Consider the following 16,105-nt stretch of genomic DNA (forward strand, 5'->3'; position numbering starts at 1 on the left):
CCTCCTCAGTCAAATGTAAGTCCAATGGCCTCGATGCCGATTGGCGCCATTGAGTCATTAGCTTTAATCGTCATACGGACGCCGATTGCAAACGCGCCAGCGGTCTTGGCGTCATTAGCAAAGTCATGATAATCCATACTTAAAAACGCATCCGTCGCATCCTCCCATGTCGGGCTGACGTCCAGTGCGTTGTTGGCGAATTCTACTTTGAGCGTTGCTTTCGTTGTGCCGTCTGTCGGCAATTGATAGTCTGCCGCAAACAAGATGCGGCGGGCAGCTGTATTTGCCGTATTGACCGGATTCTTAATTTCGAAAATCAATTCATTACCCGCGCGAACACGACGAACGCTAGACCATACACCGCGTGCTCCTGTGCCTGCATCCACGGAAGCCATACGCCAGTAATACGTTTTACCGTAGTCTAAATCCACTTGCATCGTATATGCTACGCTCTGCCCTTGCTGGTCGTTTTTCACACCAACTTCCGGGATGTCGTAACCGTTCACTTGCCACCCTGCACGATCTTTTTCACTCGACTTTTCAAATGCATACTGCACAAATGTCGGATCAGTAGAAATCTGAATGCGGAAGTGCATGCCGTCATCCTCTGGATCTGTTCCGACAATACCGATCAGTGTAGGCTTTAACGTCGTGCGATAGTTGTCTACCGGACCTGTTAGGATCGGTGCAGACGGCGTTGCGTTTGTCCGGAAATAAGACGGCTCACTGTCCGTTTTTAGTCCGTTCGGGTCCCACACCGTTACAACTGTGTAGTAAGCGACACCTTGCGACAGACGACCCGCAGGCACTTGATGCTTATGCACGTTTTGACCGATGCGCGAAGAGTCATAAACAAGTGCGTCATCTTCTGATTTATAAATTTTGACCTGATAAGCTGCCTGAGCTTCCAAATCAAGATCTTCGAAATCCCACGCAACTTCCGGATTTAATCCAGCTCCTGCAGGGTTTTCTTTATCGTTGCTCCCAGGCAAAACATTGCTGACATTCGGCGGACGGTTCGGCATGATGAATTCCGGAAAACTGTCTTCTGACGGAATGTCGAAGCGATCCCACACTTTCACTTTCCATTTGTATCGAGTGCCCCACGCAAGCTTGTTAGCTTCCGGCAATTGATAGAAAGATTGAGTAGATGTCTTTTTACCCGAATCATGGATCAGATTGTTGTTTGTGTCCTCGATAATGAATTGATAAGCAGATTGTCTGTCGCCTGCATCAGGATCATTAAAGGACCAAACAAAAATCGGTGTCTGCGTGTCAACGATACCAATATTGGATAAATCACCGCGCGGCTCGACCGCTGTAGCTGTCGGCGCCGCGTTCGTTTTCGTAAACGTAAAGACTCGCGTCGATTTCGCTCCCTTTGCATCGGTCGCTTCAATCGTGATCGTGGACTCCTGATTGAGAGGAATAGCAACCCATTGCTCGTTCGTCAGCGTAATTTTTCGGTTCACGCCTTGCGTGATATTCGTTTCGGTTTTGATGACGGTCCCGTTTAATTTTTCGACAATCGAAACTGCATCGCCTTCCGGGTCAGAGACCTGGTATTGCACGGAAAATGGTGCTGTTTTGTTGCCTTGGTTCTGAGTATCGCCCGAGATCAAAGGGGCAGAATTCAGAACTTCAAGGACGGGGCGGAAGCCAAAATACGTACCGCGATAAGACGACGTAGAGTAGTCCCAGAAGCGCGCCGAATAGTAGCCACGAAAAGCGCGGTCCGAGCTGTTACCCGTGTATGTCTCTTGTGCCCAAGAATACATGTTGTACCAGTTCCAGAACTGGTTGTGAGCGCCATTAAGATTCGCGCTATTATTTGTTAGGTCGGTTGCTGTAGGCTTTGGCAATCCTGAAATGTTCGCTTCATTTACAATCCAACGATCCCATTCATTATTTGAAGGTGATCCGCCGGAATAGGCATCTGTTCCACTTCTATAAGTTGAACCACCTGTCAACGACCGGATTTTATATTGCTGTCCGTCAATCGTAATCTCTTTCCCAAAAATAAGAGACTGAGCGTTTAAATCATCCCAACTAATCGAGCGGATAAGTGCGCGATCAGCTACAAGATACTTTTTGCCACCGTCGTTAATTTCTCGCCAGTGCAGCTTGTCCGCCTCTGACGATTCAGTATTGCGAATCTCTATTGTTTGCCCTGCAGAAAACGCATGAACGTCTCCGCCGCTTACAGGATTCGTCGGACGACTCCTCTTGGTGCCGCCGAGGTAGAGTGTCCCTAATTTAATCAAATCACCTGTTGCCAAATCTCTCATCTCCTTCAATTGTTATATATGGATAAGGCGCATAGATTTTCTTCACAAGATTGTAAGAATCGGAGTGCCTGGCGTGACCTAGCCAACTGTTAACCGATTGAGTAATCTCGGATTGCTGGATAAGCCCTGCCTGCAGCTTACGGTCCATCGCCTTAATTCGCCGTTTCGCTCTGCACTTGGAATCATCACGGACGAGTTTATGAGTCGTCCATATTTTGTAGCCATAAGCATTCACACCTTGGTCTAGTGGGAATATCTGCGATTTCTTAGGGTTGGCAACCATGTTTAATCGGTCCTCTAAAAAATTGCACATTTCCTCTTTCAGAGACTGTGCCGCAAACTTCCCATCTACAAAGGCGATCATGTCATCCATATATCTTGTGTAATATCTAACGCCTAAAAATCTCTTTACGTATTGATCCATTTCATTCAAATAAATATTTGCGAAATCTTGACTTGTCACGTTGCCTAGCGGAATTCCTGTCGCACCTTCAGGGCTACTGTCAATAATGCGATCAAGCAACCATAGTGTTTTCGCGCACTTTATTTTCTTTCGTAGAATCTGCTTTAAAATCTCCCGGTCTATCGAATAGAAAAATTTAGACACGTCTACAGAAACAATCCAAGGATCAAGAAACTCCCTTTCCGCTATCCTCATATCGCGTTGAACCGAATTGACAGCTGCATGAGTTCCGCGTCCATCCAAACAGGCGTATGAGTCCGAAATAAAAACATTTTCATATATACGCTTGATAATGTGGTGCGTTGCGAACTGTACGATTTTGTCACGCACTCTGGGAGCGCTCACCCATCGCTCTTTCGGCTCGTATACTTTAAATCGAATATATTCACCGACGCGATAGTTGCCCCGTTTTAAGTCGTGCCACAAGTCCACTAGATTCTTATCTAATGCCATAGAAAAAAGGATCGCATCCTTCCGGAATTTGCGATCCCCTTTAGTCACTTGTGTAAAGGCATATTCAAGGTTTCTGAATGAAATTATTTGTTCGTATAAGTTGTCATATTGATAAACTTTCGCCATAACGGCTCCTTTCCAGGTCGGCGCTACGACTATTCATGTGTTTACGTTCGATGACGAAGGATTACGGCTCCCTTGAAGTGTTCAAAGCCACGTCGGCACATCCTTGAACATGCTGATCGTAAAGTCTAACAAGGCGGGGCGGAAGCCAATATTCGTATTGCGATTAGACGACGTATTGTTGTTCCAGTTGCGCGCCGAATTGTTGCCACGAATAGCGCGGTTCGAGCCAAACAGCCATAACCCTATGTTTCATTTATTCGATTTCATCCAACCTCCGAGAATCTTTCCGATCTCAGACAACTGCCGCTGGATTTGCAAATTCTTTTTCTGTGTAATGTACTTCTGTTTCTTGGCCACATTGAACAGGACGAGCAGGAGCTTTAAATAAGCGTCCACCTCTTCCTGATACAATCGCCGCTTATGACGAATGTTATTGGCCAACATAATATTTCGGAGCAACGCATAAAAAGCTTGCTTGATTTCTTGCGATAGTGCGAACTTTTCCGCGTTTGGAAAGTTAATCAATATCGGATAGACGTAATCAAGTAAGCCTTCTGTTTTCTTGTAAATAATCAAGTCCGCAGACGGTAAAGACAATTAATAGATGCCTCTTTTCTTTATGGTAAATAAATTCTCTGCAATTCCGAATCATGTACGCCGGCGATCAAGTTGATACCTGCAAGCGTTTCGAAGTTATCGACCAAGATGTTGGATGTCAAGCCGCTTGTTACAGACGCTTTCAGAAGCAGAAATTCAAAACGCAGGTTTTTTTGCGTGCGGTCTGCATCCTCTAGATAAACCACCTGGTCATTCAATCGCTCGTGCGCATAAGCAGTACTGTCTTCCAAGTTGTTCATCCGCTTTGCAGTCACTTTAGTACCGCGTTGCGTCCGGTCGCCTTCCGGATCCAGCATCTTATCTTTCCAAAACGACTTAGCGTGGTGATAGATTTTTCCAATCAAAGTCCCTAGCGTCACATCAGCCATTCGCAATACCTCCTTCTACTTCCGTTTCATCCAAGATGACAAACAACTTGATGGCTATACTCCATCCGTCGTCATCCTTTTCGATGACACCACCCACCGTCTCGCCAAGCAAACCACCGTTAACATCGTACAGTTCCAACCTCTCGATATTTCCGATTGGCTCATCTTCCACATCAAAATAATGCTTAAAAAAACCATCTCTGATCACAGTCGATGCAATCGGATAACGGTATTCTGCCCCGGCGATAGTGATCATTGCGTAATTCGCAATACTCGCAAACAGATGCCTACCGGTGTCGATATAAAATTCATTCGGCACAAACCGAATTGTTTCGCGCTCGTCCAAAATCAATCCTCTCCTTCCAGTTCGTATTCGCCGCATTCGGGATACACAACAGCAAATTCATATGCCACAGGTTCAACTGCTGCTTGATCCTCAAACAGCGTCACGGTCTTATCTAGCAATTCCGCTTCTCCTGTTTCCGGGTAGTCCGTCATATAATTGTACGTATCGTCTGACAAATCTGCGGTTCCTGCATCCGCTTGACTGATGCCGCGCTCCGCTTCTGGATACTCAATTTCGAATCTGTATGAATCATCTTGTATGTCGATAGGCGGGCTATCTATTTGCGAAAAATCTTTTTCGGGTGTGAATTCTCCGGTTTCCGGATAGTAAATAGGGAAATGGTAGGTGTCATCACGAATAACAACAGCCCCGGCAGAGACGACTTGCTCATAGATCGCCAGCAGATGAGCGGGCTTCGTTTCTTCAACTGCATCCCGCAAACCGTCAACTATTCGATTTCCGGCAGGTATGATGACGATGAATGCATACTCGCCTTCAACGTCCTCCACTTCTGCATTTTGATGTTCAATAAAAGCATTCACAATCATCTCCATTCGTTTTCGAGTGATCGTGAAATACTTATTCAACTCAAAAAGAACCTTCTGCACTCTCTGCGAGTCCGGAAGATTCTTATTGGTTTTAATACCAAGCATCTGCTCCCAGTACCCAAGTGTCCAAGTAGCGTTTTGCGGATACATTTCAGTTTTCAAACCTTCAATAACCACCGCTACTTTGTCCATAACCTTTCCATTCGCTTCGAAAACAGCTAGTGCCAGATCATCGTTGTTATAAATAGGGGTAACAGAACGCAACATCTCTCTACCGGTTTCTGTCGTGATTTGCACCGTCATACGGTCATCACCTCACCCACTGAAGCACGTTCACCTTCCGCCAATGTGATGTTAGTCATAGCGTCATTCAACGTCAATCCGCTATGATCTGCCACGCCGTCTGTATCTGTAATAACACCGAATACATCTGTGTATTTCACAATGTTCTTGTCGGCTAAGTAGCTATCGATATTCCTTTTAATATTTTGCAATACATCAGCCAATAGGTAATCTTTTTCCAAGTCTAGCGAAAGCTTTATAGAGATTCTGATGAGCGTTAACGTATCTACAGTAACTACAGCGCCAATAGGGGCCGTACCCTCTCCCATTCCATCAATCGGATCAATATGCTCTTTCACAGCGGCGATCAATTCAGCGGAGGCGAGCTGCCGGTCGCTGTCTGTAATCAATACCTTGACCGTTTTCGGACCATCCCATAAAGGCAATACAATGACGTCACCAACGCCAGGCACTTCTTTCGCCCATCGCTCATAGTCTCGTTTTGCGCCGCTCAATGGTTTATTTCGATGACGGTCTAATATCCTCTCTCGATAGGAATCGTCATCTTCTCGTTCAGCCCCTCCTAAAGTAGGAGCCGCATTAGTTATAGTGGTCAACCCTTTAATAGGCTCTACTATACCGATAATTGTATTTGCTGGGACCGCACCGATGAGACCCGGATTGACAGCGCTGATCCTTAAAGTTAAGTTGCCGACCTCTCCGATCACTCCGCCTTCGACCACATTAAACATCACAGCCGCCTCGTTATCATCTCCAATCGTGGTGACTATAGATCCAGCGGGGATACGGGTGCCGGGTTCTCCCGAAAACGTTACTTCGCCTACAGCCGAGATAGCCGGTCGGCGGTATACTCCAATCGGGTCACCATGCCAATCCAAGAAATAATCAACTGCAAATTGCGGGAATTTCATCATCAACGCAAGGGTTAGTTCATAGCTGACTAGTCTGTCTTTAACCCTTGCGGTCGGCCGGGTATGATCCCAATATAAAACCCCTTCCGCTGTATCAAGATTCGGAGGGGCCATTTCAACCATATTTTTATGTGTTTCATCTTCAGTTTCTTGCAAAAAATCAGGCAGCACGAATTCTTCCACTCAATTCACCGCCTCTCTGTATTTCAACGTTATCAATGCCATATACACTTTCTAACTTAAAATTAATCCAACACGAGTCACCTGACCACTCGAAAGAAAATGTCGTTACGGAAATAGTGCGTTCATCCACCATTAAAGCCTCTTTTATCGTCCGTTTGATTTCGCTTTCGGCGATGGGTCGCGGGTAGTCTGCTTCCATAATTGCTTGAAACTCAACCCCGAAGTCTGAACTATAAGCTGCGTATTGATAACGCTCGGTTAAACAGCACTTAACAGCCCAAAAACGATAGGCGTCTATTGGGTCGCCCTTAACCGCCTTACCTGTTCCAGTGACGACCAACCGCTCATTGTCATAGTCGTATTTATAAGCATAGACATCTTGCAATGTTTCAACTTCTTCATCTGCCATTAAATCAGGAGCGTCAAATGAAGGGTACAGCTGAGTGCTCATTCTACCTCCCCCGTAACTATAAAGGTGTGTCCATCTTCAATCGGAACAGCCAACACACGGTTCCCTGGCGCCACAGAAACACCTTTTATTTTATGATAGTCTTCCGCCGGTATCGGTTTTCCGAATCCGTCAATCATTAAATCGAGGTTTCCTTGTACCGTAGCGACAGCCGGAAGAGATAAAGCTTCGCCAACAACTTTTTCAGATTGCCCCGTTAAAATCATTGCCATATCGTTTACTATGCTTTTATCAATCAAAGCCCTCACTCCTTTAACTGCAGCATCATCTTTTTGCTATGCATATCACGAGACACGCTTTTGACAATGCACATAGTATTAATGGTTCCCGAGTTAACTCTCACTTTGTCGCCTTTTCGGATCCATGGAATATCCGGATGAATTAACGGTCTGTTAATTTCTGGATTACCGTCTTCTTTTAAAATTTCAGCAGCCGCTTCATTAGCCGCTTTCATATTATCGAAATCGGATTTGTAGAGGATTTCTTGCGTTGTGCCGAATTCGGTTTTCCCGGTTTTAACAGCCTCAACTTTCGGACGGGCATCCCCTTTGGAATTCCCGTAAATCTTCACTTTAGTGATCAACTTTTCAATTGATCGTTCGTCTGAGCTACTTTCGGTTGTCCAGTCATCCAGCTCATAGATTACGGAGTTGTTTCCTTCTTTCAAACAACTTAACTTCCCTTTTGTCGAGCGTATAATATACTTCCCGCTGCCTTTGCGCTCAGATTCTTTCAGTCTCTCCATCATGGTATTAGCGATCGAGTTTTTATAAAGTTTTTTCGTCAAAGGCTTATTAGGACCGTCAACGATGCCGATCGGAATACCTTGCTCAGAAGCGATTTCTTTGATAGACGCTGCAGCCGTTTTTCCATCCTTGAAATAATAATGTTCCTTCGAAATGGTAATGTTAAAGTTCGGATCGTAAGCAACCACGTGCACTGTGTGGTTTTCAGAATTGGTCTTCCACACCTTGACGGATCCTCGGAAGATTTCCCTCCATCCGTTTCCGTCTGTCGCTTCCAGTACGAGACGCTTATCCAAAAAGACATGCTGGTGCATCCAGCCGTCTTCTCGTTTAACGTTTTTCAACGATAGGGTGACCTTAGCTGATATCTGATCTTCCATTTCCTCATGCGTCCAAGCGTCGATTAAATCCGTGATGTTAATTTTCCCGCCCGACGGTGGCAGCAGGATGACTTGATAATCGACTTTCGCCAAATCAATCATTTCAACCACCCCGCTGGAATAACGACTTTTTCGCCAGGGTATATCTTGTTTGGATTGCCGCTTTTGAGGTTTTTCTTATTGGCCGCCCACAATTCAGTCCAACTTGCACCTTTTTTGTTATATTTCTTCGCGATAGCCCATAACGTATCACCTTTTTTCACGATATGAGTTTTAGGCTTTGGTTTGGGTTTCCGTACTTCTTTTTTCCCTGATGATTCCGGCTTTACTTCTTTAACGGCAAAAGGACGTTGTTCTGTCAACGTCAATGTGTACATGACATTTCCGTATCCGCCAGAATAGTCCGGTTCGAAATTCCGCAAAAACACCGGTTCGTTCCAGTCGGTTTCCGTCACAATAAAACGTAGTTCTTTTCCGCCCGGCCGCTTGGAATCTTCCCACTCCCGGAACTGAGCAACCACCTCATCCGGCGTCAGTTCGGAGTCTCTGTCATCGATCGGCGTATCCTCGCCTGGCAGCATGCCTTCCAGCGTGAACTGATTGGACAGACGGCCGCGCGGCAATTCAATTTCACCCAAAACGGTCGGTTCAAAAGTTAGTACCTTCGTTCCGGTGATCACCGTCATAAGTTTCGGAGGGATCGGAAGTATAAGCGCTTTTTTTGTTGCTAAATCAAGTAAAGTAAATTGCACAGTGATTCCCTCCTTTCTTATGGTCGGTTATTCAGTGCTTCTTTTAAATTGTCCACAAATTCCCTCATGTAACGTACAACGATACCGCGGATTTGACTTTCGTCGCCCATGCCGCCATTGTTGATTTCTAATTTAAGAGGAGCAGAAACATGCACTGAGCTTGGACTTCCTGATTTGATAGTGCCGCCCATCGTTCCAGCAAGCGCTAGGTTTGGAGATGACTCACCGTAACCCGGTACAATCGGTTCTGCGCCGACCAAGCCGCCGTCCGCGTAAGGTCTTACCCCTAACATAGAAGCTGTTCGATTAAATAGATCCATCGCTCTTCCGCGCCTGCCGCTGGATAGAGGAATAATCATTTCAGGACCCGCTTCACCTACCAAGCCTAAGTGCGGCCGATTAATGAATCCGCCGTTTGCATAAGCTTGCGGTCCGCCTCTTCGTTTCCCAACCGATGGAGCGGAAGCCCCTGAACCACTCACTGACGGAGCGGGCACGCTATTAATACGTGCTGCCAGGCTGTTCAGTGCTCCTTTTACAACCGCCGCACCTGCCTGTACACCGTTAATGGATGCCACCCAACCAGACGCCATGCCTAGCACCATAGCTAAGGCAGATGTATTTTGATGTAGCATCGGACCGGATGCTGCCAACGGGAAGTATGCACCGACAACAATGCCGGATGACTCACCTAACACCAAGCTCAAAGCCCCTGTGTTTTGATTCAACGCTGCGCCGGATGAGGATAGCGGCAGGAACGAATTCGCTACTGTAACTGTCGATTCGGCCAGGGTTATCGCCATAGCATCTACGTTATGAGATAGGTTGCCACCCGAAGTGGATAACGGATAAAATGCACCAGCAATCCAACCAGATGATTCGCCTATTACCATGGTTAAGGCATCAACATTGTGGGATAGTCCAGCTGTTGAGCCTTGCAGTGGATAAAACGCTCCTGCTACCCATCCTGCCGCTTCCCCGAACGTCATGGTCAACGCGTCCACGTTATGCGAGGCTGATTGCGCCTTAGATGCCATGTCAGATAAAGCAGTAGTCAATGTTTGGGCATGTTGATTCATAGCTGTGAAATCAGGGATCTGAGCGGGCGACCCGCCGCTTGCTGCCGGCGCACCCCCGGGTTGTTCCGCTGCGGAAGCTTGATTCGGCGCGAAGTGATTCATTACTCCGTTAATTGCTTTTTCTCCAAAAATGGAGCCTAGAATCCCCCCTCCGAACGCTCCTATTGTCGTCCCGACTACAGGTACTACAGAACCGACCGCACCACCTATCATCGCTCCGGTGATGCCGCCCCCAGCAGCTCCAATCGCTCCGGGTAATTCATCTTTTGACGAGCCGGCCAAGGACATCGCGGCAATGAGCGAACCGATTACTGGTATTCGTTTTCCGATGTTCCCTAATTTCTCAAGACCCTTCCAATTTGAAGGTTTCAATTTATCCCAAAACTTAGTTGTTTGTTTTGGAGGAGTTTTAGAACTTGGTTTCTTATCTGGTTTAGATGATGGTTTAGGTCCCGACGGTTTCGGCTCAGACTTTACTGTTGATGCCGGCTTGGATGGTTGGGACGAGATTGGTTTGCCGTTGTGGTCTAAAATGACAGGACCGGGCGGTTTCTTATTGGATGATTTTGTATCCTGCTGTTTACCGTCGCTAGGCTTTTTGCCCTCTGTTACAACAGTTGTTCCGCCGCCTTTGCCACTTTTACCTCCAGGCATTTTATCTTTTGCCCATTTTGTAAGATCAAATGGCATTTTGAGCACTTTAAGCAAAGGACTTAAAACCATAGCTCCTATTGCGCCGGCACCTAATGTTGCCGCCCCTGCCCCACCGAAAGACTTCATTGATGGCTCCTCGAAAGCGTTACCCCAAATATCCCCTAGAGTATCTAAGCCCTTCAAAATACCAGACTTAATCCCTTCAAATATCGATTCGCCAATCGACAAGCCGATCTCAGAGGCCCACGGCTTGCCTGTGCCTTCCCACCATCCGTCGAGAGCTTTCTTGCCTTTGCCATTCCACCATTGATTGACGTCCCCCATAATAAAGTCGACTTTCCCCTTGAAGGATAAATCCATAAATTCTTTATTATTCAGGTATCGTGACTGTACATAATTGAAGCCTTTTTCTAAATTAGAAAAAACAAACTCTGACGCTTGCTTGCCATGCTTTTTCACGGTGCCCTTCCAGCTACTCCACTTATCTTGATTGTCCGCCAACCATTGATTAATCGAATCCAGACGCGGTTTCATCGGCTTCAGTATTCCCTCTCCAAGTGAACGTAGAAGGGAAGATCTATAACCTTTTAACGTATTAAGCACGCCCAATGCGGTTTTTGAAAGCTTTTCCGCACCACCGTCGAACTTTTGAGTTAACTGATCCACAACGCCGGCAAAACCTATTTTGTCGAACTCTTTTTTGGTGAACGTCATATTAAAAGCTTTTAGCCGTTCCATTTCGCCCATTTGGGCATCAGCTAAACTTTCCATAGCGTCCGATACAGACGTACCAGGAGTTAATGCAGCCATGTCAGCAGATAACTTCAATAAGCCTTGTGCCTGCTTCACGTCGCCGCCGGTCACGCCGATACCACGGGTGAGAGCTGGGAACAAATCCACCGAGCTGAAAGGCGTTGTATCCGCAAACTGCCCCATCCACTTGACCAAGTTCTTGGCTTTCTTTTGATTACCATCCAACCAGTGTGTCATGGAGACCTCGTATTGCTCAAAACTCATGGCAGCCCCCACAGTGGCATCTTTCAACTTACCTGCACCAATCACTCCTAAGGTGACTGTGACAAGTGCGGGGATGCTTGTGAGTGCTCTGCGAACCCCGCCGATTGTGCGAGACGCCATATCAAAAGCTCTAAGTGTGAAGCGATAGCTACGATTCGCGACGCGGTGAATGTAAGATGATACACGATTCGCGACGCGAGAAGCTTTATCCACCGCATTGATTGTCATCGACCATCGCCCATTTGTGAGGTCGTTAAGACGCTTATTTACTCGCGACGCTGTACGTTCCATTCTTTTTTCAAACTGTGTTGTGTGACGTTCCGCTTGCCTTAGGGTACTACTGTAATTGTCTTTCGCTTCAATCGGAATTTCGACGCGATAAATCTCTTTCGCCATTCAATCACCTCCGATTCGCAACACGAGCTGCCTCTTTCTTTTCTTCATATTCTTGCTCCAGTTGATATTGCATAGAGGAAAAGGCGAAATCCTGTATATTCAATGGCTTTTCGCCAATCTCATCAGGGAGCTTTCCGGTACGCTGAAAAATCTCATGCAGAAGGGTTAGTCTTCCTCCTGCTCCGATGAGTTTTTTATTAAGTCACTGCTTTCTGTACCATAACCGGAGATTTCGTCAATCTTGTCGATAACCGCCGACTTCTCGCCTGCCTTCAGAACCTTGTCGATCAAGTCTGGACCATTTAAAACGTTCAGGGCTTTCCAAGCTTCTTTGTTATTCCAGATCTTTTTGCGATCCTCTTCAACTGTCGCATGATAGATAAGGAGACTACGGAATTTCGTGACGTTGGTTTCTTCAGCAACTTTCACGCCACCTAGATTCTTCGCGTTTTTAAACTTAGTCGCCATATCTTGCAGGTCGTTGTATCGTTTTTCTGACAATCCGCGAATATTAAACGAGATGTATTTCTGGCCGTTTCGGACAATTTCGATTTCAGTTACATCTTCCTGGATATCTTCATACATACTTAAAAGACCGCGGAGGACATCGCCCTCCACCGCCAATAGTTCATCTTGATTCTTTTTTTCTTCTGTCATTTATAAACCCCTCCGATTACTCTTGATCCGTGCGTAATACGCCGGTAAAGCTTAGATTTGCGCCTCGTGAGCGTTTTTTTAGTCCTGTCAATGCTTTTTGCAACAAAATTGCATCTCTGATAATAGTCTCCGTAAAAGTCAATGTAACTGTGTAGGAGTCCGGAATTGCCCAGACAATCTTGTCTCCCGCTGGGTTATAGTCGATGTTAGTAAAACCTACAGCCATTTGCCATGTGTTGACTTCAGCAAGGAAGTTACCATCCTCATCATATAATTCACCGTCTTTACCGGTCGAAATGTTCCGCGGATCAAACTCACCTGCATCAATTGCCTCTTGTACTTCCGGTGGCAAGTTCGCCCGAAACGTCCATTCTCGGTTTAACACGTCACCAGGAGCGACGTTTGCAAGTACAACGTCGCCGTCTGGTACGCATGCTCTAAATACATAACGTCCATCCATTCTCTATTACCTCCCTCTTAATATTGGAATCCGAATGCAAGATAAGCTTTTTCAAGCCCGTCCAGGTCGACCAGATCATCAAATTTAAACCATGCGGAATCGCCCTCTGGCGCCGTATCCGGATCCACAATCATTTCGCCGGATTCTAAGCCACCTTCACGAATCATTTGTCCGATTTCACCATTGGCGAGCGTGCAAACAAATTGACGATCATCATGATTATTGTCGATGTTATTTGACATGGCTTTGTCTATTTTTACGGTAATGCGATCAATCAACTCGTAACGAGTACGGACACGGCGGAGCTTCTTCCAACCTTCATCCTCATCCTCGCCAAGTGACACGAGCGTATTAATGCCATAGTCGATCTTTGGAATACCATCTGAATTTAGAGCAAAAACAAGCATGCCGTTTGTAGCCGCCTCGTTGTATTCGTTCGCTGTCATTTCGCCTTCGATTCCTATACCGCCCGTAATGGTATTGCCGGTTAAACTGGACTTGTACGAACCAGAAATAAACATACCAAGCACACGAGCCGCTGCTGTTGCGCCGGATAATACGCCTGTGGTTGTTTGTACGCCATTACCTACATAAGCGACCGCGAAGTCGTTAAATGCTTTTGCATGTGATTTCCGTGTCTCAAAGTCAACCGAAGGTTTTTCACCAACAAACATTGTCATTCGATACCCTTCGCGAATCTTGCGACGGACAAAAGCGTGCAAAGCGGCATGGATGATCGGATCTTCCGAATCCACTGTGATCGAGTCGAAAAACTTCGTTTCTGTGTGTTTGTAAGCATCCGTGTAGTCTTCTGCCACCGTTTCAGGGTCTGTTCCGCCTGTCAGTGACTGATTAACTACAGCCGCCACTACGCCTGTCCCTGTTGCAGTTGCCGTGACATATTTACTTTGAGCAAGTACCGATGCAACCAAAGCGACAGCTTCATCTTCTCCCGCTTCGAATGTAATGGATTCGACTTGTCGGTTGCCTTCGAAGACCAACAACTCTTTTTGCGATGGATCAAGCGCCTCACGTACTGTTACCGAAAACTCTCTTGATGTCGGGTACAACGTCCGCAATTCTACCGATTTATCTTCACCTGCCATCAACGTCAATGAAGACGGAGAACCACCTGTGCCAATCCGAACGGTCTGCACAAAATAAGCGCCGCCCTCGAAGATTTCTCTTACCAGGTCAGCGCCTCTGCCAGTTCCAACTTTCTCTTTTACTTCATCGCCACTCTCAACAGTGAAGACTTTTCCGACGGGTCCCCAATTGGACTTGATGACCGCCGCGCCCACTCCTAAAGGGCGAGAGTAACGAGCGTAACCGCCGGCATTGTACCAACGTACATAAACGCCAGGACGCGCTTTTTGCTCACCCAGCTTAAACATTGCTCCAATCATCTAATTCACACCTTTCTATTTTTAAATGCCGTGATTGCTTCTGTAACTTGACTGCGGGACAGTTTATCCCCTCCGACCATCGCCAGTGCTCCGGCTAATACCTCCGGCATGACACCGAAGGCGGATGGTGTAGCTTTTATCTCTTCTCGTGTATAAAGCGTTTCAACTGTTAACGGCTTAACCGCTTCCGGCTTAACGTTTTTCGTTTTTTCCTTTTCAGTCGACATGTACTTCTCCCCCTCTCTCCGAATCAAAATAAACGTGTTTCAAGAACGGATGTACTTCCGCTTCTCGCAACACGCCGAATTGCACTTCTATTTTTATTTGCCCTTGTCGGAATGGATCGTAGCCGTCATCTGCAGATACAGATAAAAAACGCATCTTTGATTTGTCCGTCATGCGAGTGTTTTGATCAATTGCAAGTTTTCTTGTCACTCTGTCAACAAATTGACGCCTAACAGAGACGTCTGGCGCAATCACATGGCCGTTCAGCTGCATTGTTATCCAAGCGCCCCAGTTCATCGGTTCAACTTTCTTTGTCGCTTCCACACGCCAATATAGCGCGGGTTGCGAATCTGAAGGTGACCAGAGTGTTGGGTCTAGCTGCAATGTTGGGAATCGCTTTGTTGACCATACTTGCAAAGCGGATACCGGATCTGGTTCAACCGGCGTATGCATAAGCCAAGCAAGAGAATATACCTGGAAGCGCAGGCCTCGTGTTAATGCGTCCCACTCTTCATCCACAATATCTTCTGAGGCCGTTCCAACGTATTCAACGTAATGGGGCACGCCGCCTACATCAAATCGTTTTTGGTGTAGCGCCACAATCACTTCTTTGGAAACTGCGTCCACTTGTTTAAACGTTGTTCGCTTAACATACGGCCATACTTCATATAGCGAAGTAAAAGCGGCATATGGTTCACTTGTTTCTTGGGGTCCTTCGCGCAGAATCAAAGAAGGTTTTGGCATCTTAGGACCTGCAGCAGACGGCTCCCAAACTTCACCTTTTACGAGCGGCACAGAGGCAACTAATATGTTCCTGATTTCTTCACGCATCATGTCGACCCCCAATACCTGTAGACTTGCTCTTCGATCATAGGCAAGCTTTCTTTTGCTGTCGGTTCAATGATTGGTTGTTTCGGCATTCCTTTGACTTCTTTAGCAAAGATTTGACTGCCGCCCACCGTAAACCGCAACGCTTTAGAACGAACCGGAACAATCGGAGTGCCGCGTGGACCATAAATGCCCGTACCTTCTTCAAGATAAGTTCCGACCATTGAGCCGTGCGCCAAATAAATGATTGCTCCATTTGCGGTCGGGTCAGCACCTCCATGAATGGCTCTCCTGGTGTTACCGGTCCGATCCCTCCAAGGGGCTTTCATTTTCGCTGTTCGTTCCATCCCTTTGCCGATGTTTCGACCTAGCAGATACATGCCGGCTTCTTTTCTATCTAAGTATTCATCTGCGTGAAAATTCGCCATG

The 16,105-nt window shown here is 46.5% G+C and carries 18 protein-coding genes; all 18 read right to left on the reverse strand.

Annotation, left to right across the window (positions count from 1 at the left end):
- Nucleotides 1-5: 5 nt before the first annotated feature.
- A complete protein-coding gene (locus MKY93_RS14135) occupies nt 6-2,279 on the reverse strand; it encodes a glycoside hydrolase family 78 protein (protein WP_340759645.1) in 2,274 nt (757 codons plus the stop codon).
- The gene (locus MKY93_RS14140; RefSeq protein ID WP_340759647.1) at nt 2,266-3,330 is read right to left on the reverse strand and encodes a reverse transcriptase domain-containing protein; all 1,065 of its coding nucleotides are present in this window, start codon (nt 3,328-3,330) and stop codon (nt 2,266-2,268) included. Before MKY93_RS14140 ends, MKY93_RS14135 begins: the two co-directional genes overlap by 14 nt.
- Before the next feature lie 249 nt (nt 3,331-3,579).
- Nucleotides 3,580-3,927 (reverse strand): diversity-generating retroelement protein Avd, encoded by a 348-nt coding sequence (avd, locus tag MKY93_RS14145; RefSeq protein WP_340759648.1) that lies wholly within the window; start codon nt 3,925-3,927, stop codon nt 3,580-3,582.
- A 20-nt stretch (nt 3,928-3,947) separates the two neighbouring features.
- Complete coding sequence (locus MKY93_RS14150; RefSeq protein ID WP_340759650.1) at nt 3,948-4,316, reverse strand: hypothetical protein; 369 nt, start codon at nt 4,314-4,316, stop codon at nt 3,948-3,950.
- A complete protein-coding gene (locus MKY93_RS14155) occupies nt 4,309-4,662 on the reverse strand; it encodes a hypothetical protein (RefSeq protein WP_340759652.1) in 354 nt (117 codons plus the stop codon). The genes MKY93_RS14150 and MKY93_RS14155 overlap by 8 nt, the downstream gene beginning before the upstream one ends.
- A 2-nt stretch (nt 4,663-4,664) precedes the next feature.
- The gene (locus MKY93_RS14160) at nt 4,665-5,513 is read right to left on the reverse strand and encodes a putative phage tail protein (RefSeq protein WP_340759654.1); all 849 of its coding nucleotides are present in this window, start codon (nt 5,511-5,513) and stop codon (nt 4,665-4,667) included.
- Nucleotides 5,510-6,607, reverse strand: a complete 1,098-nt coding sequence (locus MKY93_RS14165) for a baseplate J/gp47 family protein (RefSeq protein ID WP_340759655.1) — start codon at nt 6,605-6,607, stop codon at nt 5,510-5,512. Before MKY93_RS14165 ends, MKY93_RS14160 begins: the two co-directional genes overlap by 4 nt.
- Complete coding sequence (locus tag MKY93_RS14170; protein WP_340759657.1) at nt 6,585-7,058, reverse strand: DUF2634 domain-containing protein; 474 nt, start codon at nt 7,056-7,058, stop codon at nt 6,585-6,587. The genes MKY93_RS14165 and MKY93_RS14170 overlap by 23 nt, the downstream gene beginning before the upstream one ends.
- The gene (locus tag MKY93_RS14175) at nt 7,055-7,315 is read right to left on the reverse strand and encodes a hypothetical protein (RefSeq protein WP_340759662.1); all 261 of its coding nucleotides are present in this window, start codon (nt 7,313-7,315) and stop codon (nt 7,055-7,057) included. Before MKY93_RS14175 ends, MKY93_RS14170 begins: the two co-directional genes overlap by 4 nt.
- Nucleotides 7,316-7,320: 5 nt before the next feature.
- Nucleotides 7,321-8,304, reverse strand: coding sequence for an XkdQ/YqbQ family protein (locus MKY93_RS14180; RefSeq protein WP_340759664.1), 984 nt, complete (start codon nt 8,302-8,304; stop codon nt 7,321-7,323).
- Nucleotides 8,301-8,954: a LysM peptidoglycan-binding domain-containing protein gene (locus MKY93_RS14185; protein WP_340759666.1), complete on the reverse strand. Its 654-nt coding sequence runs from the start codon at nt 8,952-8,954 to the stop codon at nt 8,301-8,303. Before MKY93_RS14185 ends, MKY93_RS14180 begins: the two co-directional genes overlap by 4 nt.
- Before the next feature lie 17 nt (nt 8,955-8,971).
- Nucleotides 8,972-12,100, reverse strand: a complete 3,129-nt coding sequence (locus tag MKY93_RS14190) for a hypothetical protein (RefSeq protein WP_340759668.1) — start codon at nt 12,098-12,100, stop codon at nt 8,972-8,974.
- A 165-nt stretch (nt 12,101-12,265) separates the two neighbouring features.
- Nucleotides 12,266-12,757: a phage tail assembly chaperone gene (locus tag MKY93_RS14195; protein WP_340759670.1), complete on the reverse strand. Its 492-nt coding sequence runs from the start codon at nt 12,755-12,757 to the stop codon at nt 12,266-12,268.
- Between the two features lie 16 nt (nt 12,758-12,773).
- Nucleotides 12,774-13,217, reverse strand: coding sequence for an endoglucanase (locus MKY93_RS14200; RefSeq protein WP_340759672.1), 444 nt, complete (start codon nt 13,215-13,217; stop codon nt 12,774-12,776).
- 17 nt (nt 13,218-13,234) lie between these two features.
- Nucleotides 13,235-14,623: a phage tail sheath N-terminal beta-sandwich domain-containing protein gene (locus MKY93_RS14205; RefSeq protein WP_340759673.1), complete on the reverse strand. Its 1,389-nt coding sequence runs from the start codon at nt 14,621-14,623 to the stop codon at nt 13,235-13,237.
- A 5-nt stretch (nt 14,624-14,628) separates the two neighbouring features.
- A complete protein-coding gene (locus MKY93_RS14210) occupies nt 14,629-14,850 on the reverse strand; it encodes an oligoribonuclease (RefSeq protein ID WP_340759687.1) in 222 nt (73 codons plus the stop codon).
- The gene (locus tag MKY93_RS14215; RefSeq protein WP_340759688.1) at nt 14,840-15,679 is read right to left on the reverse strand and encodes a hypothetical protein; all 840 of its coding nucleotides are present in this window, start codon (nt 15,677-15,679) and stop codon (nt 14,840-14,842) included. Before MKY93_RS14215 ends, MKY93_RS14210 begins: the two co-directional genes overlap by 11 nt.
- On the reverse strand, nt 15,679-16,104 hold the full coding sequence (locus MKY93_RS14220; RefSeq protein ID WP_009498047.1) for a hypothetical protein: 426 nt from the start codon (nt 16,102-16,104) through the stop codon (nt 15,679-15,681). The genes MKY93_RS14215 and MKY93_RS14220 overlap by 1 nt, the downstream gene beginning before the upstream one ends.
- Nucleotide 16,105: the final 1 nt, after the last annotated feature.

The organism is Sporosarcina sp. FSL W7-1283, assembly GCF_038003105.1.
Classification (GTDB): domain Bacteria; phylum Bacillota; class Bacilli; order Bacillales_A; family Planococcaceae; genus Sporosarcina; species Sporosarcina newyorkensis.

Bases quoted from the DNA above. Each gene is read 5' to 3' on its own strand.
- MKY93_RS14140 (WP_340759647.1), bottom strand. From the start codon at position 3,330: ATGGCGAAAGTTTATCAATATGACAACTTATACGAACAAATAATTTCA.
- MKY93_RS14150 (WP_340759650.1), bottom strand. From the start codon at position 4,316: ATGGCTGATGTGACGCTAGGGACTTTGATTGGAAAAATCTATCACCAC.
- MKY93_RS14160 (WP_340759654.1), bottom strand. From the start codon at position 5,513: ATGACGGTGCAAATCACGACAGAAACCGGTAGAGAGATGTTGCGTTCT.
- MKY93_RS14170 (WP_340759657.1), bottom strand. From the start codon at position 7,058: ATGAGCACTCAGCTGTACCCTTCATTTGACGCTCCTGATTTAATGGCA.
- MKY93_RS14180 (WP_340759664.1), bottom strand. From the start codon at position 8,304: ATGATTGATTTGGCGAAAGTCGATTATCAAGTCATCCTGCTGCCACCG.
- MKY93_RS14190 (WP_340759668.1), bottom strand. From the start codon at position 12,100: ATGGCGAAAGAGATTTATCGCGTCGAAATTCCGATTGAAGCGAAAGAC.
- MKY93_RS14195 (WP_340759670.1), bottom strand. From the start codon at position 12,757: ATGACAGAAGAAAAAAAGAATCAAGATGAACTATTGGCGGTGGAGGGC.
- MKY93_RS14200 (WP_340759672.1), bottom strand. From the start codon at position 13,217: ATGGATGGACGTTATGTATTTAGAGCATGCGTACCAGACGGCGACGTT.
- MKY93_RS14205 (WP_340759673.1), bottom strand. From the start codon at position 14,623: ATGATTGGAGCAATGTTTAAGCTGGGTGAGCAAAAAGCGCGTCCTGGC.
- MKY93_RS14210 (WP_340759687.1), bottom strand. From the start codon at position 14,850: ATGTCGACTGAAAAGGAAAAAACGAAAAACGTTAAGCCGGAAGCGGTT.
- MKY93_RS14215 (WP_340759688.1), bottom strand. From the start codon at position 15,679: ATGCGTGAAGAAATCAGGAACATATTAGTTGCCTCTGTGCCGCTCGTA.
- MKY93_RS14220 (WP_009498047.1), bottom strand. From the start codon at position 16,104: ATGGCGAATTTTCACGCAGATGAATACTTAGATAGAAAAGAAGCCGGC.